The organism is Streptomyces sp. NBC_01171 (genome assembly GCF_045039805.1).
Classification (GTDB): Bacteria; Actinomycetota; Actinomycetes; order Streptomycetales; family Streptomycetaceae; genus Streptomyces.
Genome location: NZ_CP108609.1, coordinates 4725464 through 4746159 on the forward strand (window position 1 = coordinate 4725464; position 20696 = coordinate 4746159).

The following is a 20696-nucleotide window of genomic DNA, read 5'->3' on the forward strand; positions in this document are numbered from 1 at the left end:
CGCCAGTGTAATCGTCACTAAGACACGATGTGGGGGCGTGAGGTGTCCGTCACCTCACGCCCCCGTCACCGGCTGAAGCCGATCAGTGGCCCTGGTACGACTGCACGTAGCCGTTCGCGGGCGAGCCCACGCCGGTCACGTCGTCGTAGCCCTTGACCGCGTGCAGCGAGCTGTCCTTGCCGAGGCTGCGGACCGAGGTGGCCAGGCCGCCGGAGGCGTCCAGGCCGTTCACGAAGTCGGTACGGGCCACCGCCAGGCCGGAGCCCGTCGGGTTGTCGGTGACGTCGTGGAAGACGCCCTTCTTGCCGTACCGCTGGTAGATCGACGGGTTGGCGAAGCCGATCGCCTTGCCGCCGCGCGCCTCCTGCGCCAGCGCCTGCACCGCCGCGATCACCGGCGCGGCCAGCGAGGTGCCGCCGATGCGGTACTCGCTGTAGCGCTGGGTCCCGTCCGGGAAGGTCTGGGTCTGGCCGACCAGGAAGCCGGTGTTCGGGTCGGCGATGGCCGCGATGTCCGGGACGACGCGGTTGCCGGCCTTGTTGTTGGCCGTGGCCAGCTTCTTCGGGACGATGCCCTGCTGGTAGTACGGCTGCGGCACGGTCTTGCTGGTGCCGCCGCCCGCGCCCGAGGTGAAGGCGCCGGGGAAGGCGTCCCAGCTCTTGCCGTCGGCCGACAGGTTGGCCTTCCGGGTGCCCCAGCCGGTCTCCCACTGGTACGTGTCGCCCTTGCCGACCGCCAGCGAGGTACCGCCGACCGCCGTCACCCAGGCCGAGTTGGCGGGGGTGTCGACCTGCTTCACGCCCGAGGCGGCGACCTGGTCGCCGTCGTCGCCGGAGGAGAAGTAGAAGCCGATGCCCTGCACCGCGCCGAACTGGAACACCTGGTCGTAGGCGGCGGCCAGGTCGGGCGTCTGGTTGCCCTCGACGTCGCCCCAGGAGTTGGAGACGATGTCGGCCAGGTGGTTGTCGACCACCTTGCTCAGTGAGTCCAGCAGGTCGTCGTCGTAGCAGGACGCGGCGCCCACGTAGGTGACGTCCGCGTTCGGCGCGACCGCGTGCACGGCCTCGACGTCGAGGGTCTCCTCGCCGTACCAGCCGGACGCCCCGCACTCCTCGGTCTTGGTGTAGTCGGCCGGCAGCACCTGGTGGAGCTGGCCGGTCTTCCACGCCGCGTCGCCGTGCTTCTTGGCGTAGGAGGCCGCGTCGAAGGCGATGGTCGGCGAGGCGTACGCGTCCGTGATGGCGATGCGCACGTGCTTGCCGGTGTACTTGCCCGCCCCGTAGGCCGGCCGGAGCTGCTTGCCGGTGTAACCCTGGATCGCGTACGGGATCTTGTGGCCGTACGCGTCCGGCAGGCTGCTCGCGGTGTTGGAGCCGAAGTAGCTCGAGAACGGGCCGGCGTTCTTGAACACCGCGTCCGGCGGCGGCAGTTGCTCGTCGTGGTCCGACTTGTGCGGCGCGTTGTCCAGGCCGGACACGGTGAGCACGGCGCCCTTGAGTGAGGCCGGGGCGGAGGCGGTCTTCGCCGGGGCGCGGTAAGTGCGCTTGCCCTTGGCGTAGTTGTGGAGCTGGGTGCCGAACGCCTTCTCGGCGGCGGCCACGTCACCGGAGACGGCGACGTAGTGCGCGGTGACCCCGGTGACCGTCAGACCGGCCGACTTCAGCCAGGACTTGACGGCGGTCACCTGGGCCTTGGTGGCCCCGAAGCGGGCCTGCGCCTGCTTGGCGCTGAGGTGCTTGCCGTACAGCGGCGAGGCCGGGTCGGAGACGGCCTTGGCGTAGGCCGCCAGCCCGGCCGCGTCCCGGCCGGCCAGGTAGACGCGGGCGTTCACGCGGGCGCTGTGGGCGGCGGCGCCCTTGTCCGCCTTCGCCGTGGCCCACAGCGGCCGGGTGCCCGTCAGCGCGTTGCGCGCCGGGCCGTCCGCGTGGGCCGCGGGTATGCCGAGCGCCAGCGCCCCGGCGATCATCGGCAGCGTCGCCGCCATGCTCACACCGGCGCGCGTCTTGGCGCGGTTGGATCTCATAGAACCCCCTGCGATGCGTTTCGCATGCATGTCGTGGTCGGTACGTCGCGGATGCGCGCCGGTGAAGCGGCGGTGTCGACCGGCGTGGAGATCGCACGATGGGGGCCACTCTGGCTGATGAACCGTTCATGTCAGGGGAAGCAAGAGGTCAAGAGAAGCTCAAGTAACCATGAAACGAGTCGACTTCACCCGGACCCGTCACGAACGGACCGACGCGCCCCGCTTCTTGAGCATGTCCGCCATCAGCCGGATCTCGGACCGCTGGGCGTCGACCATCCCCCGCGCGAGCCGCTGCTCCGGCCCCGCCGCACACCGGGCCACACACCCCTCGGCCATGTGCACCCCGCCCTTGTGGTGCTCCGTCATGAGCTGGAGGTAGAACACCTCCGCCGCGCGCCCCTTGAGCGAACCCAGCTTGCGCAGATCGGAGTCGGTCGCCATGCCCGGCATCAGCGCGCCGTCCTGCCCGGCCGGCATGTCACCCATGCCCATCCAGGTCATCGGCGGCTCGGCGGACACCTTCGGCAGCCCCCACAGATCCAGCCAGCCCAGCAGCATCCCGCGCTGGTTGGCCTGGGTCTGCGCGATGTCGTACGCGAGCCGCCGCACCTCCTCGTCGCCGGTGCGGTCGCGCACCAGGTACGACATCTCCACGGCCTGCTGATGGTGCACGGCCATGTCCCGCGCGAACCCGGCGTCCGCCGACTCCGCGCCCGGCACCCGTACCGCGACCGAGTCGCGCTCCCCGCCGGCCGCGTACCCCCCCGCCCCCGCCGCGACGACGGCCAGCACGGCGGCACCGGCCGCCAACCCGACGTACCCGCGCCTCACTTCATGACCCCGCCGGTGCAGGAGGCGCCCGGCTCCGGGGTCTGCTTGCCCTGCACATAGGCGGCGAAGAACTTGTCCACCTCGGGGTCGGACGCGCTCTTGACGCTCACCTGGTGCCCCCACGCCGACAGGATCAGCGGCGCGTCCTGGTCCGCGTACGGGCTCATCAGCGAGTACGGCGTCCGCTTCACCTTGGCGCCGAGAGCGTCCACGTCCGCCTTCTTCGCCTTGTTCGTGTACGTCACCCAGACCGCGCCGTGCTCCAGCGCGTGCACCGCGTTCTCGTCCCGCACCGGCTCCTTGTAGACGTCGCCGTTGCAGTTCAGCCACACCGGGTTGTGGTTCCCGCCGACCGGCGGGTGCATCGGGTACGTCACCTTGGTGGTGACGTGGGTGCGGGACAGCTTGCCGGACCAGGTGCGCACCCCGTCCGCGCCGGTGGTGAAGTGCCCGGAGCCGCCCTTGGCGTCCCCGCTCGCGGCGGTGTCCTTGTCCTTGCCCGAGTCCGACTGGGAGCGCACCAGCGCCACCCCGCCCACGACCAGCCCGGCGACGACCACCACGCTCGCGGCGACGGCCAGCACCCGGTTGCGGCGGGCACGGGCACGCTCGGCGCGCCGCATCTCCTCTATGCGCGCGGCGCGCGCGGAGGCGGGGCTGTGCTGGTCGGTACCCATGGGGCGTGTCCTTCCGCGGAGCGGTCGTGAGGCCCGCTGATCGTAGTGGGGAGAACGGGCCGTGGGCAGGCAGGTATGACAACCGGATAATTTGAACCGGGGATGCGTATTACCTACGCTTCCGGTATGCGGCTGTTGCGCTCCACCGATCTCGCCCTGCGCGTCCTGATGCGGCTCGCGGTGAGCGGCGACGCCAGCCCGACGACCCGGCAGGTGGCCGAGGACATGGGCGTGCCCTACACCCACACCGCGAAGGTCGTCGCCGAACTCCAGCACCTCGGACTGCTGGAGGCCCGCCGGGGCCGGGGCGGCGGACTGGCGCTGACCGGTAAGGGGCGTACCGCCTCCGTCGGTGCGGTCGTCCGGGCCTTCGAGGGCGACGGCGACGTGGTCGACTGCGAGGGCCCCACTCCCTGCCCCCTGAACTCCGCCTGCCGGCTGCGCGGCGCACTGCGCCGGGCCCAGGAGGCGTTCTTCGCCGCCCTGGACCCGGTCACGGTGGGAGACATGGTCGCCGACCCCACCGGGCCCCTGCTGCTGGGTATATCCAGCGGCCCGCCCAGCGCTCAGCTCGCCAGCCAGAGGTCCGGCCCGAACACCTCGTAGTGGATGTCGGCCGGGGCCACGCCCTTCTCGATGAGCTGCGCCCGCACCGCCCGCATGAAGGGCAGCGGCCCGCACAGGTAGGCGCGGGTGCCGGAGGGCACCGGAATCCCGGCCAGGTCCACCAGGCCGGTGCGGGCGCCGTCGGCCGCGTCACGCTCGTAGAAGAAGTGGCAGGCGGAGTCGGCCAGCTTGCCGGCGTACTGCTCGTGGTCGGCGCGCAGGGCGTGGTCGGCGGGGGAGCGGTCGCCGTGCACCACGGTGACCGGGCCGGTGTGGCCGTCCGCCGCGAGCGAGGCCAGCATCGCCACCATCGGGGTCACCCCGATACCGGCCGAGGCGAGCAGCAGAGGGCGCGCGTCGTCGCCGTCCAGCACGAGATCGCCGTACGGCTCGGACAGCGTGAGCCGGTCACCGACGCCCGCGTGGGCGTGCAGGAAGGCGGAGACCTCGCCCTCGATCCGCTTGACGCTGATCTGCCGCAGCCCGGCACCGGGGGCGCCGGAGATGCTGTACTGCCGGATCTGGTGCGCGCCGTCGGGCAGATCGACACCCACGGACACGTACTGCCCCGCGCGGAACCCGGACACCGGCCCGCCGTCCACCGGGCGCAGCCGCAGCGTGACCACGTCCGCCGTCTCCGGGACCCGCTCCACGACCTCCCACTCCCGCGTGCCCCCGCCGCTCTCCGCGTACAGCCCGCTCTCCAGGCCGATCAGGGTCCGGGCCATCAGCCAGTAGACCTCGTCCCAGGCGGCCGCGACCTCGGGGGTGACGGCGTCACCGAGCACCTCCACGATGGCGGCGAAGAGGTGCTCGTGGACGACCTCGTACTGCTCGGGCGCGATGCCCAGGGAGGCGTGCTTGTGCGCGATGCGGCCCAGCATCGCGTCGGGCCGCCGGTCCGGGTGCTCCAGCAGCATCGTGGCGAAGGCGGCGATGGACCCGGCGAGGGCCTGCTTCTGGGCGCCGGACGCCTGGTTGCCCCGGTTGAACAGATTCCGCAGCAGCTCGGGGTGGGCGGCGAAGAGCCGGGCGTAGAACCGCTCGGTGATCTCGCCGATGGCCGCGCCCACGGCGGGCAGGGTGGCGCGGACGGTCGCGGCGGAAGACGGGGACAGCATCGGGGCTCCTCCTTTAATTGGTATCTCAGATGCCAATTAAAGCGCACGCCCCCGATCACCCCGTTACGGATGGGGCCGTGAGCATGCAAGATGGGCGTGGGAGAGGTGCACCTCCCGTACGCGGGCCGTTCAGTCCGGAGACGTCCGACCGATCAAGGTCCGCAACGCGCGCGAAACGCCGATGTGGTGGGATGCTCAGGTGCCGACCGCCTCCCGTCGCACCACGGACAGGCGGCCTGACCAGCAAGGATGGGGAAGCGGAAGATGGACAAGCAGCAGGAGTTCGTGCTCCGGACCTTGGAGGAGCGCGACATCCGGTTCGTACGCCTGTGGTTCACGGACGTGCTGGGCTTCCTCAAGTCCGTCGCCGTGGCCCCCGCCGAGCTGGAGCAGGCGTTCGACGAGGGCATCGGCTTCGACGGCTCGGCCATCGAGGGCTTCGCCCGCGTCTACGAGTCCGACATGATCGCCAAGCCGGACCCGTCCACGTTCCAGGTCCTGCCCTGGCGCGCGGAGGCCCCCGGTACGGCCCGCATGTTCTGCGACATCCTGATGCCGGACGGCTCCCCGTCCTTCGCCGATCCGCGCTACGTCCTCAAGCGCGCGCTGGCCCGCACCTCCGACCTGGGCTTCACCTTCTACACCCACCCGGAGATCGAGTTCTTCCTGCTGAAGAACAAGCCGACGGACGGCAGCCGGCCGACCCCGGCCGACAACTCCGGCTACTTCGACCACACCCCGCAGAACGTCGGCATGGACTTCCGCCGCCAGGCGATCACCATGCTGGAGTCGATGGGCATCTCGGTGGAGTTCTCCCACCACGAGGGCGGCCCCGGCCAGCAGGAGATCGACCTGCGCTACGCCGACGCGCTCTCCACGGCGGACAACATCATGACGTTCCGCCTGGTCATGAAGCAGGTGGCGCTGGAGCAGGGGGTCCAGGCGACCTTCATGCCGAAGCCGTTCTCGGAGTTCCCCGGCTCGGGCATGCACACCCACCTCTCCCTCTTCGAGGGCGACCGCAACGCGTTCTACGAGTCCGGCTCGGAGTACCAGCTCTCCAAGGTCGGCCGCTCCTTCATCGCGGGCCTGCTGCGGCACGCGGCGGAGATCTCGGCGGTCACCAACCAGTGGGTGAACTCCTACAAGCGCATCTGGGGCGGCTCGGAGCGCACGGCGGGCGCGGGCGGCGAGGCCCCCTCGTACATCTGCTGGGGCCACAACAACCGCTCGGCCCTGGTCCGGGTCCCGATGTACAAGCCGGGCAAGACGGGCTCGGCCCGCGTGGAGGTCCGCTCCCTCGACTCAGGAGCCAACCCCTACCTCGCCTACGCCGTCCTCCTGGCCGCCGGCCTCAAGGGCATCGAGGAGGGCTACGAACTCCCTCCGGGCGCCGAGGACGACGTCTGGGCCCTCTCCGACGCGGAACGCCGAGCCATGGGCATCGAACCGCTGCCCCAGAACCTGGGCGAGGCCCTCACCCTGATGGAACGCAGCGACCTGGTGGCCGAAACCCTGGGCGAGCACGTATTCGACTTCTTCCTCCGCAACAAGAGGCAGGAGTGGGAGGAGTACCGGAGCGAGGTAACAGCCTTCGAACTCCGCAAGAACCTCCCGGTCCTGTAGCGAGGGATATCACCGAATGGGCTGCCCGATCCCCATCAAGTTCCCCTCACTGTCCCGGAACCAGGCAGCCCGCTCCCCCCGAGCCCCTTTGCTCGGATAGTTGCCCTGCACCTCGGCAACGCCACCCTCGGTCCGAAACCCAGGAGCCTCGACGTCCTCGAAGACAACCCCACGCCCCCGAAGCTCGGCGAGGGTTGCTTCGAGGTCGTCGACCTCCCACCCCATCTGGGTAAAGGTGCCGGGGGAGGCCCCGGTGGACTGAAACAGCGCAAAGAACGAGTCCCCGCACCGATAAAGCAGCCCACCGGGCCGCTCGTCGAAGGGCTCCAGCCCCAGCTTCTCGGAGTAGAACCGCCGAGCCCGCTCAAGGTCCTGGGCAGGCAACCGAGTGGCGACACGCCCCCGACTCAACGCCCCGCTCACGAGTTCCCCTCCCCGGCAAGCTGGGCCGGCACCCGATGAAGCGGCTCAGTGGCCCGCCGCCGGTATCCCTGAATGGCCTCCAGATGGAAGCCAACGAGATCCCGACAGCACTCCTTGGCACGATCCACGTCGGAGACGGGAAGCACGACAACTTCCAGAGCCATGTCCATAACGAGACGTAAGCCCCTTTCGACCTGGACCGGTGGTACAGGAGCTGTACCATCCCCCCATGGCCCTGAAACGCACGAACGTCTACGCGGACGACAGCGACTTGGCGCTCATCAAGGAGGCGGCGGCCCGGCTGGGCCTCTCGGAGGCGGAGATAATCCGCGAGGGCATCCACCGCATCGCACTGGCACACCGCGTCTGGGACGAGCCGTTCGTGGCGGACGAGGAGACCTTCGACCTGGGCGAGCCGATGGATCGGGACGAGATCAACGGCAGCGTGACCGAGGGATACGAGGCCCGCGAGCACCGGAACAGGAACCACGCTGCGTGATCGCCATCGCCGACACCTCGGGCATCCTCGCCCTGTACAACCGGTCGGACCCGGCACACACAGCGGCCAGGAAGGCAGCCGACCAGTGCGGTTTCCTGGTGGCAACACCGATGGCCCTGACCGAGGTGCACCAGGTGGCCACCAGCAGAGCGGGCCGGAGAGCGGCGGACTCGATCCTGCGCAGCCTCACCGACAGGGTGAGTGAGATGCGCCTGATCCTGGCGAACCCGACCCCGGAAACTCTGGACGCCGCCCTGACCGTACGGGCCCGCCACCAGCCACTGGACCTGGACCTGGTGGACGCGATGAACGTGGCCCTGGCAGCCGAGTACGCGACGGACGCCATCCTCACCAGAGACCTGCGCGACTTCAGGACCGTACGCCCCTTGAACACGAGGCACACCCACTTCCGAGTCCTGCCGGACGACCTCTGAGCACACCCCACCGCCCGCAACCCGCGAACGGCGGCAAGGGGGCGTGGCGGGAGTGTCCGCCCGCAGCGGCCGGCGAAACACCAAGCTGGACGCATCGGAGAAACAGAAGTCGCCGGACCGAGGACGGATACTGCCCGGCGCGGCCCCGATCCACGACGACGCGGGGCGCTGCCACGACCGGCGGCCGGTGGCACGGTTAGGCTCTGGCCAGGACCGTCTTGATCCCGAGGGGAGGCCGCGGATGACGCCGGGGCGCAGGAGCAGCACGTTCACCAGACTGCTTCGGCACGGCTTCACGGACCCCTCGGGAGCGGAACGCCTGCTGGACAGCCCCGAGCTGGCCCCGGTGAAGGCGGACCCGGTCCTCCTGGAGGCCCTGGGCGCGACCGCGGACCCGGACCTCGCCCTGCGCGGCCTGGTGCGGTTGCTGGAGGCCCAGCCCGCCCCCACGGACCACCGCGAACTCCTGGACACCCTGATCGCGGCGAAGCCCCTCCGAGACCGCCTCCTGGGCGTACTCGGCGCCTCGGCGGCCCTGGGGGACCACCTGGCCCGCCACCCCCACGACTGGCAGGAACTGGTCACCTACGAACCGAGGGACCTCCACCCAGGAGTGAGGGAGTTCGAACGCGGCCTCGCGGAAGCGACGGACCCGGTGGAACTGAGGGTCGCGTACCGTCGCTGCCTGCTCTCCATCGCCGCGAGGGACGTCTGCGGCACCACGGACGTGACCCAGACCGCGGCGGAACTCGCGGACCTCGCGACGGCGACCCTCCGCGCGGCCCTCGTCATGGCCGAAACCGAGGCCCCCCAGGACGCGGCGGCCTGCCGCCTCGCAGTGATCGCCATGGGCAAGTGCGGCGGCCACGAACTGAACTACGTCTCCGACGTGGACGTGATCTTCGTGGCGGAGCCGGCCCAGGGCACGGACGAGACGAAAGCCCTGAAGGCGGCCACCAAACTCGCGTCCCACATGATGCGCATCTGCTCGGAAACCACGATCGAGGGCTCGATCTGGCCGGTGGACGCGAACCTCCGCCCCGAGGGCCGCAACGGCCCCCTGGTCCGCACCCTGAGCAGCCACCTGGCCTACTACCAGCGCTGGGCGAAGACATGGGAGTTCCAGGCCCTCCTGAAGGCCCGCCCGGTAGCAGGAGACAAGGAACTGGGCGAGGCATACACGGACGCCCTGACCCCGATGGTCTGGCAGGCGGCGGACCGCGAGAACTTCGTCCCCGACGTGCAGAAGATGCGCCGCAGGGTCGTGGAGAACATCCCCCCGGCAGAGATCGACAGAGAGCTGAAACTGGGCCCGGGCGGCCTGAGGGACGTCGAATTCGCCGTCCAGTTGCTCCAACTGGTCCACGGCCGCACAGACCACTCCCTGCGCAGCGGCACCACCCTGAAGGCCCTGCAAGCCCTGGCAGCGGGCGGTTACGTCGGCCGAGAGGACGCCGCCCGCCTCGACGAGGCGTACCGCTTCCTCCGCGAACTGGAACACCGCATCCAGTTGTTCCAGCTCCGCCGCACCCACCTGGTCCCCGAGGCGGAGGACGACCTCCGCCGCCTGGGCCGCTCGCTGGGCCTCCGCACGGACCCGGTCGCGGGCCTGCGCCGTGAATGGAAACGCCACACAGGAGTGGTCCGCCGCCTCCACGAGAAGATCTTCTACCGCCCCCTCCTGGACGCGGTGGCCCAACTGGCCCCCGGCGAGACAAGGCTCAGCGCGGAAGCGGCAAGGGAACGCCTGGTCGCCCTCGGCTACGCCGACCCCGCCGCGGCCCTCCGCCACCTGGAAGCCCTGGCCTCCGGAGTAACCCGCAAGGCGGCCATCCAGCGCACCCTCCTCCCCGTCCTCCTCGGCTGGTTCGCCGACTCGGCCGACCCCGACGCCGGCCTCCTGAACTTCCGCAAGGTCTCGGACGCCCTCGGCAAGACGCCGTGGTACCTCCGCCTCCTCCGCGACGAGGGCGCGGCCGCGGAGAACCTGGCCAGGGTCCTCTCGGCGGGCCGCCTGGCGCCCGACCTCCTCCTGCGCGCCCCCGAGGCCGTGGCCCTCCTCGGCGACGGAGACGCAGGCGGCCTGGAACCACGAGGCAGGGCCCAACTGGAGCAGGAGATCACCGCCGCGGTGAACCGGGCGGAGAACGCCGAACACGGCGTGACAGCCGCCCGAGGCGTCAGGCGCCGCGAACTCTTCCGCACCGCCGCCGCCGACATCGTCGGCTCGTACGGCACGGAGACCACCCCCGCGGAGCCCGACGAGGGCGTCCTCCTGGACCGCACGGGCAGCGCGATCTCGGACCTCACGGCCGCCACCCTCGCCGGAACCCTGCGCGCGGTGGTCCGGGAGGGCTGGGGCGATACCCTCCCGACCAGGTTCGCGATCATCGGCATGGGCAGGTTCGGCGGCCACGAACTCGGCTACGGCTCGGACGCGGACGTCCTGTTCGTGCACGAACCGCGAGAGGGCGTGGACGAGCACGAGGCCGCGAAGGCCGCCAACAAGGTGGTGGCCGAGATGCGCCGCCTGCTCCAGCTCCCCAGCGCCGACCCGCCCCTGCTGATCGACGCCGACCTGCGCCCCGAGGGCAAGTCCGGCCCGCTGGTCCGCACCCTGAAGTCGTACGAGGCGTACTACCGCAGGTGGTCGCTGGGCTGGGAGTCGCAGGCGCTGCTGCGGGCGGAACCGGTGGCGGGGGACGAGGACCTGGGCCGCCGCTTCATGGCGCTGATCGACCCGCTGCGCTACCCGGCGCGCGGCCTGGACGAGGACGCGGTGCGCGAGATCCGTCGGCTGAAGGCGCGCATGGAGTCGGAGCGGCTGCCACGCGGCGCCGACCCCAAGCTGCACACCAAGCTGGGCCCGGGCGGCCTGTCGGACGTGGAGTGGACGGTCCAGTTGCTCCAGCTCCGGCACGCCTGGGAGGTGCCGGGCCTGCGCACCCCGAGGACGCGCGAGGCGCTGGCGGCGGCCCGCGAGGCCGGCCTGATCGGCGCGGAGGACGCGGCCGTGCTGGACGAGGCGTGGGTGCTGGCCAGCCGGGTCCGCAACGCGGTGATGCTGGTCCGGGGCAGGGCGGGCGACACCTTCCCCACCGAGCCCCGCGAGCTGGCGGCGGTGGGCCGCTACCTGGGCTACGGCGAGGGCCGGGCCGGCGACATGCTGGACGCGTACCGTCGTACCGCCCGCCGGGCGCGGACGGTGGTGGACGAACTCTTCTACGCGGGCTGACCCGCCCCGGAGCCGAGCACGGCTCTGGGCACCTGCGGCCACCGCCCGTACCCGAGCCGGGCCACCCCCACCCCGAAGCCGAGGCACAGCACCCCGCCCACCGCGTCCAGCCAGAAATGGTTGGCCGTGGACACGATGACCAGCAGCGTCAGCGCCGGGTACGCCAGTCCCAGCACCCGTGCCCACGGCACCGAGGCCAGCGCGAACACGGTCAGCCCGCACCACAGCGACCACCCGATGTGCATGGACGGCATCGCGGCGTACTGGTTGGACATGTGCTTGAGGTCGCCGGAGGCCATCGAGCCCCAGGTCTGGTGCACCATCACGGTGTCGATGAAGTGGCCGCCGCGCATCAGCCGGGGCGGGGCGAGCGGGAAGAGGTAGTACCCGGCGAGGGCCACGCCCGTGGTGGCGAACAGCACCAGCCTGATGGGGGCGTAGCGGTCGGGATGCCATCGGTAGAGCCACACCAGCACCCCGATGGTGATCACGAAGTGCAGCGTGGCGTAGTAGTAGTTCATGCCGATGATCAGCCAACCCACCGAGTCGGCGGCATGGTTGACGGACGCCTCGACGGCGATGCCCAGTTGGTGCTCCAGCCACCACACCGCGTCGGCGTTGCGCAGCGCCTCACGCTTCTGCTCCGGGACGGCGTTGCGGATGAGCGAGTACGTCCAGTAACTCGCGCCGATCAGCAGGATCTCGAACCACAGCCGGGGGCGCCGGGGACGGCGGAGCCGGTCGCGCAGGGCCCCCGCTCCGCCACCGTCCCGGCCCGTGACGGTCCGCGGTACGGCCACCTCGTCGCGGTGGCCGCCCGGGCCTGTCACGGTCGAGTCACTCATAGCTACCAAGTCTGCCAGACAAGGGATGCTCGACAGATCATCCCAAGGCCGGTGCCCCTACGCATGTTCTGCGCGAAAACGCCTGGCGGGCCGGGGGCTCAGCCCCGCGTACGCTCGCCCGGCGCCGAGGCGGTGGACCCTCGTACGACCAGCTCCGGCATGAAGACGAACTCGCTGTGCGGAGCGGGCGTCCCGCCGATCTCCTCCAGCAGTGTCCGGACCGCGGCCTGGCCCATGGCCGGGACGGGCTTGCGGACGGTGGTCAGCGGCGGGTCGGTGAACGCGATCAGCGGCGAGTCGTCGAAACCGACCACCGACACGTCGCGCGGCACCTCGAGACCGAGCTGCCGGGCGGCCCGTATCGCGCCGAGCGCCATCATGTCGCTGGCGCACACGACGGCCGTGCACTTCCGCTCGATGAGCGCGGTTGCCGCCGCCTGGCCGCCCTCCAGGGTGTACAGCGAGTGCTGCACCAGCTCCTCGGCGACCATGTCGGCGCCCAGCCCGAGTTGGTCCTGCATCGCCCGGACGAAGCCCTCGATCTTGCGCTGCACCGGCACGAACCGCTTCGGCCCGAGCGCCAGCCCGATCCGGGTGTGGCCCAGCGACACCAGGTGGGTGACCGCGAGGGTGGTCGCGGCCCGGTCGTCGGGGGAGATGAAAGGTGCCTGCACCTTCGGCGAGAACCCGTCCACCAGCACGAACGGCACGCCCTGGGCGCGCAGTCGCTCGTAGCGCTGCATGTCGGCGGTGGTGTCGGCGTGCAGCCCGGAGACGTAGATGATCCCGGCCACCCCCCGGTCCACCAGCATCTCGGTCAGCTCGTCCTCGGTGGAGCCGCCCGGCGTCTGGGTGGCCAGCACCGGGGTGTAGCCCTGCCCGGTCAGCGCCTGGCCGATGACCTGCGCCAGCGCCGGGAAGATCGGGTTCTCCAGCTCGGGGATGATCAGGCCCACCAGGCCCTCGCTGCGCTGGCGGAGCCGCACCGGACGCTCGTAGCCGAGCACGTCCAGCGCGGCCAGGACGGACTGGCGGGTGGTGGCGGCGACGCCCGGCTTCCCGTTGAGGACCCGGCTGACGGTCGCTTCGCTCACCCCCGCCTGTGCGGCGATGTCCGCAAGCCGTGTGGTCACGCCACCGGACTGTACCGGCCGACCCGGTCCTGGCGCACCGGCGGGACGCCGTACGCGGGCGGCCGAACGGCCCGCCGTGGATTGCCGCGTCATCGCGCTCCTCGCCCCTCATGGGTATGTCGTCGCTCGTGCCCGCCGGACGGTCCGCCCGGCGCACGGCCGCAAGGGGATGATCCCGGCGGCGGCCTCCCGCGGCAAGAGCTTGCAGAGTCTTGCACAAGTGTCCGTCAACCCGCCTACCGGCGGTAGACCAGTATTTCGACAAGGTCTGGCGCAGGTCACGACACGGTAACCCGGCCGTCTTCTTGCACTTTTTTTCTGCAAGGCCTTTCGCGACGCTTACAACGCTGTTACGTTCCGAGTCGCCCGGCCGCGGCAATGGCGCAGTCGGCACGACGCGGGCGGCGGCAGACGGGGCCGCCCCTGCAATCTCGGGCTTTTCACCCTCAAGGAGAACTCATGCGGCGTGGCATAGCGGCCTCCGCGCTCGTGGCGTCCCTCGCCCTCACGGCGACGGCGTGCGGCGGGAGCGACGACGGCGACAGCAAGTCGGACGGCCCGGTGACCCTCACCTGGTGGGACACCTCCAACGCCACCAATGAGGCGCCGACGTACAAGGCCCTGGTCGAGCAGTTCCAGGCCGCCAACAAGAACATCAAGGTCAAGTACGTCAACGTGCCCTTCGACCAGGCGCAGAACAAGTTCGACACCGCCGCCGGCTCCAAGGGCGCGCCGGACATCCTGCGGTCCGAGGTCGGCTGGACCCCGGCCTTCGCCAAGAAGGGCTTCTTCCTGCCGCTGGACGGCACCGACGCCCTGGCCGAGCAGGACAAGTTCGAACCCAACCTGATCAAGCAGGCCCAGTACGAGGGCAAGACCTACGGCGTGCCGCTGGTCACCGACACCCTCGCGTTCGTCTACAACAAGGCCCTGTTCAAGAAGGCCGGCATCACCGAGGCCCCCAAGACCTGGGACGAGCTGAAGGCCGACGCCGCCAAGGTCAAGGACAAGGCGAAGGTCGACGGCTACTGGGGCTCCACCCAGGCGTACTACGCCCAGTGCTTCCTCTACGGCGAGGGCACCGACACCGTCGACGCCACGGCCAAGAAGATCACCGTCGACTCCGCCCCGGCGAAGAAGGCGTACGGCACCTGGCAGAGCACGTTCTCCGGCAAGGGCCTGCACAAGGCCGACACCACCGCGGACGCCTACGCCCACATCCAGGACGCGTTCGTCAACGGCAAGGTCGCCTCGATCATCCAGGGCCCCTGGGAGATCACGAACTTCTACAAGGGCTCGGCCTTCAAGGACAAGTCCAACCTCGGCATCGCCACCGTCCCGGCCGGCTCGGCCGGCAAGGCGGGCGCCCCGACCGGCGGCCACAACCTCTCGGTCTACGCCGGCTCGGACAAGGCCCACCAGGACGCGGCGCTGAAGTTCGTGAAGTTCATGACCTCGGCCAAGTCCCAGGAGACCGTCGCGCTGAAGAACTCCACGCTGCCGACCCGCGGTGACGCCTACACCTCCCAGGTCAAGGCCGACCCCGGCATCGCCGGCTACCAGGGCGTGCTCTCCGCCGCCCAGCCCCGCCCGGCGCTGCCGGAGTACAGCTCCCTGTGGGGCCCGCTGGACACCGAGCTGCCCAAGGTGGCCGGGGGCAAGGAGCCGCTGGACAAGGGCCTGAGCAACGCCGAGCTGGCGATCGCCAAGCTGGTGCCCGACTTCAGCAAGTGAGCCCGTGTGGCCGCCGGGTTCCCCCCGCCGTGGGGGATGGGGGGAACCCGGCGGCCACCGGCCTGTGACCAGCCCGCCCCCGAACTTGTAGAAGGTGTCGCACCATGACAGTCGCCATCGACCGCGCGACCGGCCGGCGCAGCGGTGAGCGGCCGCCCCGGCCCGGTCTCGGGCAGCGCCTCAGGAACGGCTACCAGAGGTATTGGTACGCGTACGCGATGATCGCGCCCGTGGTCGTCGTGCTCGGTGTCCTCGTGGGCTACCCGCTGGTGCGGGGTGTCTATCTGACCCTCACCGACGCCAACAGCCTCAACTCGGCGCGCACCATCGGCGTCAATCACATCGACGCCACCTACAAGTTCATCGGGCTGGACAACTACCAGGACATCCTCTTCGGCCCCACGGCCTACGACCGCTTCTGGTCACACTTCCTGTGGACCGTGTTCTGGACCGTCGCCTGCGTCACCCTGCACTACGTCATCGGCCTCGGCCTGGCGATGATGCTCGACCAGAAGCTGCGCGGCCGCACCGTCTACCGGCTGCTGCTCGTGCTGCCCTGGGCGGTGCCCACCTTCGTCACCGTCTTCTCCTGGCGGATCATGCTGGCCGACTCCGGCGTGCTCAACCAGGTCCTCGGCGCCCTCCACCTGCCCCAGCCGCAGTGGCTGGAGGACACCTTCTGGCAGCGGTTCGCCGCCATCATGGTCAACACCTGGTGCGGGGTGCCGTTCATGATGCTCTCGCTGCTCGGCGGGCTCCAGTCCATCGACTCCTCGCTCTACGAGGCCGCCGAGATGGACGGCGCGAGCGCCTGGCAGCGCTTCAGGCACGTCACCCTGCCCGGTCTGCGCTCGGTCAGCTCCACCGTCGTCCTGCTCGGCGTGATCTGGACCTTCAACCAGTTCGCCATCATCTTCCTGCTGTTCGGCCCGACCGGCGCCCCGGACGCCCAGATCCTCGTCACCTGGGCCTACTTCCTCGGTTTCGGACAGCAGCCGCGCGACTTCGCCCAGTCCGCCGCGTACGGCGTACTGCTGCTGTCGATCCTTACCGTGTTCACCTCCTTCTACTTCCGCTGGCTGAAGCGCAATGACCAGCTCGCCGTCTGACGCCGCAGGAGCCGCCGCCATGAGCACCACGACACCCCCCGAGACCGCACCGGGACGCCCGCTCACCGCCGCCGCACCGGCCGCCGCCCGGCCCCGCGCGACCCGCCGGCGCGGTGAACGCGGCCCGCTCGGCACCGTCCTGCTGCACGGCGGCCTGGTTCTGGCGAGCCTGATCGCGCTGGTCCCGGTGGCCTGGCTGTTCTTCCTGTCCCTCGGCCCGGACAAGGACGACTACCTGCACCCGGGCCGCATCTTCGGCCGGGCGGGCTTCGCCAACTACGCCTTCGTGCTCCAGCACACCGGCTTCTTCGACTGGTTCAAGTCGACGATGATCGTGGCGCTCGGCACCACCTTCATCGGTGTCTTCGTCGCCGCCACCACCGGCTACGCCGTCTCCCGGATGCGCTTCCCCGGCTACAAGCCGCTGATGTGGGTCCTGCTGCTCACCCAGGCGTTCCCGATCGCCATCCTGATCGTGCCGATGTACGAGATCTTCGGCGAGCTGGGCCTGATCGACACCTACTGGGCGCTGATCCTCATCAACTGCTCCACCGCCGTGCCGTACAGCGCGTGGCTGCTCAAGGGGTACTTCGACACCATCCCCTTCGAGATCGACGAGGCGGGCCGGGTGGACGGGCTCAGCCCGTTCGGCACCTTCTTCCGGCTGATCCTGCCGCTGGCCCGGCCGGGCCTGGCCGTCGCCGCGTTCTACAACTTCATCACGGCGGTGGGCGAGGTCGCGTTCGCCACGACCTTCATGCTGGACGACTCCAAGTACACCTTCGCGGTCGGCCTGCAGACCTTCGTCAGCGAGCACGACGCGCAGTGGAACTACATGGCCGCCACCGCGGTACTGATAGCGATACCGGTGTCCGTGTTCTTCTACCTCGTGCAGAAGAACCTCGTCACCGGCCTCACCGCGGGCGGCACCAAGGGCTGAGGCCCCGCCGCACCCCCGCCCGGAACGAACCGAACCTCGTCACGCACCAAGGACGCCATGAGCCAGCAGCATCTCGCAGCCCCGGCCGACGACACCGCCGCCGCCCCCGCCGCCCAGCACCGCGACTGGTGGCGCGGCGCGGTGATCTACCAGGTCTATCCGCGCAGCTTCGCCGACAGCAACGGCGACGGCATGGGCGACCTGGCCGGCGTGCGGGCCAGACTGCCCTACCTGCGCGACCTCGGCGTGGACGCCGTCTGGCTCAGCCCGTTCTACGCCTCCCCGCAGGCGGACGCCGGGTACGACGTGGCCGACTACCGTGCCGTCGACCCGATGTTCGGCAACCTGCTCGACGCCGACGCGCTGATCCGCGACGCCCACGAACTGTCCTTGCGGATCATCGTGGACCTGGTCCCCAACCACTCCTCAGACCAGCACGAGTGGTTCAAGCGGGCGCTCGCCGAGGGCCCCGGCTCGCCGCTGCGCGAGCGGTACCACTTCCGCCCCGGCAAGGGGATGGACGGCGAACTGCCGCCCAACGACTGGGAGTCCATCTTCGGCGGCCCGGCCTGGACGCGGGTCACCGAGCCCGACGGCACGCCGGGGGAGTGGTACCTGCACCTCTTCGCGCCCGAGCAGCCCGACTTCAACTGGAACCACCCGGCCGTGGGCGACGAGTTCCGGTCCATCCTGCGGTTCTGGCTGGACATGGGCGTCGACGGCTTCCGCATCGACGTGGCCCATGGCCTGGTGAAGGCCGACGGCCTGCCCGACCTCGGCGCCCACGACCAGCTCAAGCTGCTGGGCAACGACGTGATGCCGTTCTTCGACCAGGAGGGCGTGCACGAGGTCTACCGGCAGTGGCGCACGGTGCTGGACGAGTACGCCGGGGACCGCATCTTCGTCGCCGAGGCGTGGACGCCGACCATCGAGCGGACCGCCAACTACGTCCGCCCCGACGAGCTGCACCAGGCGTTCAACTTCCAGTACCTCGGCACCGACTGGGACGCGGAGCAGTTGCGCGAGGTCATCGACCGCACGCTCGCCGCGATGCGCCCGGTCGACGCCCCGGCCACCTGGGTGCTCTCCAACCACGACGTCACCCGGCACGCCACCCGCTTCGCCAACCCGCCCGGCCTGGGCACCCAGATCCGCACCGCCGGGGACCGCGCCCTCGGCCTGCGCCGGGCCCGCGCCGCCACCCTGCTGATGCTGGCTCTGCCCGGCTCCGCCTACCTCTACCAGGGCGAGGAACTCGGCCTGCCCGACGTGGTCGACCTGCCCGACGAGGTGCGCCAGGACCCCGCCTACTTCCGGGGCGCGGGCCAGGACGGCTTCCGCGACGGCTGCCGGGTGCCGATCCCCTGGACCCGCGAGGGTTCCTCGTACGGCTTCGGCGGCGGGGGCAGTTGGCTGCCGCAGCCGGCGGGCTGGGGTGAGCTGAGCGTGGAGGCGCAGACCGGCGTGGCCGGCTCGACGCTGGAGCTGTACCGGGCCGCGCTGGCCGCCCGGCGCGCACAGCCCACGCTCGGCGCGGGCTCGGGCGTCGAGTGGCTGCCCGCCCCCGAGGGCGTACTCGCGTTCCGGCGCGGGGAGTTCACCTGCGTCGCCAACACCACCGGCGAGCCGGTCACCGTCCCGGCGTACGGGCGGGTGCTGCTCGCCAGCGGGGAGATCAGCGAGAGCGCCGCCGGGGCCGAGGTGCCCGCGGACACCACGGTCTGGTGGACCACGGCCTGACGGTCCCCACCTGAAAGTTCTTGCATCAACTTCCCACGGCCCGCTGCCTTTTCAGGTGGCGGGCCTTTAACATCTGCGTCACCGCAAGTTTGCTGAAACATTTCAGCAAGGCATCCAGTCCTGCGGCAACAGCCTTCAACGACGAAGGAACCCCCACATGGCACGCAGAACCCTCACCGTGGCGCTCGCCCTCGCGGCAGCGGCCACGCTTGGCATGTACCCGACTACCGCGCAGGCGTCCCCGCCCGGCACCAAGGACGTCACCGCCGTCCTCTTCGAGTGGAACTTCGCCTCCGTCGCCCGCGAGTGCACCACCACCCTCGGTCCGGCCGGCTACGGCTATGTGCAGGTCTCCCCACCCGCCGAGCACATACAGGGCTCCCAGTGGTGGACCTCGTACCAGCCCGTCTCGTACAAGATCGCCGGCCGGCTCGGCGACCGGGCGGCCTTCAAGAGCATGGTCGACACGTGTCACTCGGCCGGCGTGAAGGTCGTCACCGACACGGTGATCAACCACATGTCCGCGGGCAGCGGCACCGGTACCGGCGGCTCGTCGTACAGCAAGTACAACTATCCGGGCCTTTACTCCTCGCCCGACTTCGACGACTGCACCGCGCAGGTCAGCAACTACCAGGACCGCTGGAACGTCCAGCACTGCGAACTGGTGGGCCTGGCCGACCTGGACACCGGCGAGGACTACGTCCGCAAGACCATCGCCGGGTACATGAACGACCTCCTCTCGCTCGGTGTCGACGGCTTCCGCATCGACGCGGCCAAGCACATCGACAAGGCGGACCTGGCCAACATCAAGTCCCGGCTGACCAACCCGTCGGTGTACTGGAAGCAGGAGGTCATCTACGGCGCGGGCGAGGCCGTCCAGCCCACCGAGTACACGGGCAACGGTGACGTCCAGGAGTTCCGCTACGCCTACGACCTCAAGCGGGTGTTCAACAACGAGAACCTCGCCTACCTGAAGAACTACGGCGAAGGCTGGGGGTACATGAGCAGCTCGGTCGCCGGGGTCTTCGTCGACAACCACGACACCGAGCGCAACGGCAGCACCCTCAACTACAAGGACGGCGCCAACTACACCCTGGCCAACGTCTTCATGCTGGCCTACCCCTACGGCGCCCCGGACATCAACTCCGGCTACGAGTGGTCCGACGCGGACGCCGGGCCGCCCAACGGGGGCAAGGTCAACGCCTGCTGGCAGGACGGCTGGAAGTGCCAGCACGCCTGGCCGGAGATCAAGTCCATGGTCGCCTTCCGCAACGCCACCCGCGGCCAGGCCGTCTCCAACTGGTGGGACAACGGCAACGACGCCATCGCCTTCGGGCGCGGGAACAAGGGGTTCGTGGCGATCAACCACGAGTCCTCCTCGCTGTCCCGCACTTACCAGACCTCGCTCGCGGCGGGCACGTACTGCAACGTGCAGAACAACACCACGGTCTCGGTGAACTCGAGCGGTCAGTTCACCGCGACCCTCGGCGCCAACACCGCCCTCGCGCTGTACGCGGGCAAGGCGAGCTGCTGACGCTGCCCTTGAGGTGCCCCCCGACGAACCGTCCGTCGTATACGGGCGGTTCGTCCCGCGTCCATCGCTGAAATTTCTTTCTTCATGTTTCACAAGTCTTGCTGCAAGGCTTTCGGCGGCGGTACGGTCACGCCGCGTCCGGCAGCGAAGCCGTGCCTTAGGCCGGACTCGAACGAGCCGTGAGCG

17 protein-coding genes and 1 pseudogene are annotated in these 20696 nt (G+C 70.2%); 10 read left to right on the top strand and 8 right to left on the bottom strand.

Annotated features, from left to right (window positions below):
- Positions 1-82: 82 nt before the first annotated feature.
- From OG448_RS21780 to OG448_RS21790, 3 genes are all read right to left on the bottom strand, one after another.
- The gene (locus OG448_RS21780) at positions 83-2023 is read right to left on the bottom strand and encodes a protease pro-enzyme activation domain-containing protein (RefSeq protein ID WP_405556157.1); all 1941 of its coding nucleotides are present in this window, start codon (positions 2021-2023) and stop codon (positions 83-85) included.
- 198 nt (positions 2024-2221) lie between these two features.
- Positions 2222-2854, bottom strand: coding sequence for a DUF305 domain-containing protein (locus OG448_RS21785; protein ID WP_405556159.1), 633 nt, complete (start codon positions 2852-2854; stop codon positions 2222-2224).
- The gene (locus OG448_RS21790; RefSeq protein WP_405556161.1) at positions 2851-3531 is read right to left on the bottom strand and encodes a DUF3105 domain-containing protein; all 681 of its coding nucleotides are present in this window, start codon (positions 3529-3531) and stop codon (positions 2851-2853) included. The genes OG448_RS21785 and OG448_RS21790 overlap by 4 nt, the downstream gene beginning before the upstream one ends.
- Before the next feature lie 126 nt (positions 3532-3657).
- Between OG448_RS21790 and OG448_RS21795 the strand changes: the two genes are divergently transcribed.
- Complete coding sequence (locus OG448_RS21795) at positions 3658-4137, top strand: RrF2 family transcriptional regulator (RefSeq protein WP_405556163.1); 480 nt, start codon at positions 3658-3660, stop codon at positions 4135-4137.
- On the opposite strand, the gene OG448_RS21800 is transcribed toward OG448_RS21795, so the two are convergent.
- Positions 4098-5258, bottom strand: a complete 1161-nt coding sequence (locus OG448_RS21800; protein ID WP_405556164.1) for a globin domain-containing protein — start codon at positions 5256-5258, stop codon at positions 4098-4100. The genes OG448_RS21795 and OG448_RS21800 overlap by 40 nt on opposite strands.
- A gap of 264 nt (positions 5259-5522) precedes the next feature.
- Here OG448_RS21800 and OG448_RS21805 point away from each other — a divergent pair, with 264 nt between their 5' ends.
- Positions 5523-6884: a glutamine synthetase family protein gene (locus OG448_RS21805; RefSeq protein ID WP_030807800.1), complete on the top strand. Its 1362-nt coding sequence runs from the start codon at positions 5523-5525 to the stop codon at positions 6882-6884.
- Positions 6885-6893: 9 nt separating this feature from the next.
- On the opposite strand, the gene OG448_RS21810 is transcribed toward OG448_RS21805, so the two are convergent.
- A complete protein-coding gene (locus tag OG448_RS21810) occupies positions 6894-7307 on the bottom strand; it encodes a VOC family protein (RefSeq protein ID WP_405556166.1) in 414 nt (137 codons plus the stop codon).
- Positions 7308-7366: 59 nt separating this feature from the next.
- A pseudogene (locus OG448_RS21815) lies at positions 7367-7477 on the bottom strand (VOC family protein); the annotation flags it as partial.
- A 59-nt stretch (positions 7478-7536) separates the two neighbouring features.
- Between OG448_RS21815 and OG448_RS21820 the strand changes: the two are divergent.
- The 3 genes from OG448_RS21820 (at position 7537) to OG448_RS21830 (ending at position 11475) form a co-directional block, all read left to right on the top strand.
- Positions 7537-7806 (top strand): CopG family transcriptional regulator, encoded by a 270-nt coding sequence (locus OG448_RS21820; protein WP_405556168.1) that lies wholly within the window; start codon positions 7537-7539, stop codon positions 7804-7806.
- Complete coding sequence (locus OG448_RS21825) at positions 7803-8240, top strand: type II toxin-antitoxin system VapC family toxin (protein WP_405556170.1); 438 nt, start codon at positions 7803-7805, stop codon at positions 8238-8240. The genes OG448_RS21820 and OG448_RS21825 overlap by 4 nt, the downstream gene beginning before the upstream one ends.
- A gap of 241 nt (positions 8241-8481) precedes the next feature.
- Positions 8482-11475, top strand: coding sequence for a bifunctional [glutamine synthetase] adenylyltransferase/[glutamine synthetase]-adenylyl-L-tyrosine phosphorylase (locus tag OG448_RS21830; protein WP_405556172.1), 2994 nt, complete (start codon positions 8482-8484; stop codon positions 11473-11475).
- Here OG448_RS21830 and OG448_RS21835 read toward each other — a convergent pair.
- Positions 11463-12320, bottom strand: a complete 858-nt coding sequence (locus tag OG448_RS21835) for a phosphatase PAP2 family protein (protein WP_405556174.1) — start codon at positions 12318-12320, stop codon at positions 11463-11465. The two genes, OG448_RS21830 and OG448_RS21835, sit on opposite strands and share 13 nt — an antisense overlap.
- Positions 12321-12418: 98 nt before the next feature.
- Positions 12419-13453: a LacI family DNA-binding transcriptional regulator gene (locus OG448_RS21840; protein WP_030807786.1), complete on the bottom strand. Its 1035-nt coding sequence runs from the start codon at positions 13451-13453 to the stop codon at positions 12419-12421.
- A gap of 459 nt (positions 13454-13912) precedes the next feature.
- Here OG448_RS21840 and OG448_RS21845 point away from each other — a divergent pair, with 459 nt between their 5' ends.
- The 5 genes from OG448_RS21845 (at position 13913) to OG448_RS21865 (ending at position 20510) form a co-directional block, all read left to right on the top strand.
- Positions 13913-15187, top strand: a complete 1275-nt coding sequence (locus OG448_RS21845) for an extracellular solute-binding protein (RefSeq protein WP_405556176.1) — start codon at positions 13913-13915, stop codon at positions 15185-15187.
- Positions 15188-15291: 104 nt separating this feature from the next.
- Complete coding sequence (locus OG448_RS21850) at positions 15292-16296, top strand: carbohydrate ABC transporter permease (protein ID WP_030807780.1); 1005 nt, start codon at positions 15292-15294, stop codon at positions 16294-16296.
- A gap of 19 nt (positions 16297-16315) precedes the next feature.
- Entirely contained in the window at positions 16316-17236 is a 921-nt protein-coding gene (locus OG448_RS21855; protein ID WP_405556179.1) for a sugar ABC transporter permease, read from the top strand.
- Positions 17237-17293: 57 nt separating this feature from the next.
- Positions 17294-18976 (top strand): alpha-amylase family glycosyl hydrolase, encoded by a 1683-nt coding sequence (locus OG448_RS21860; RefSeq protein WP_405556181.1) that lies wholly within the window; start codon positions 17294-17296, stop codon positions 18974-18976.
- 157 nt (positions 18977-19133) lie between these two features.
- Positions 19134-20510, top strand: coding sequence for an alpha-amylase family protein (locus OG448_RS21865; RefSeq protein WP_405556183.1), 1377 nt, complete (start codon positions 19134-19136; stop codon positions 20508-20510).
- Positions 20511-20696: the final 186 nt, after the last annotated feature.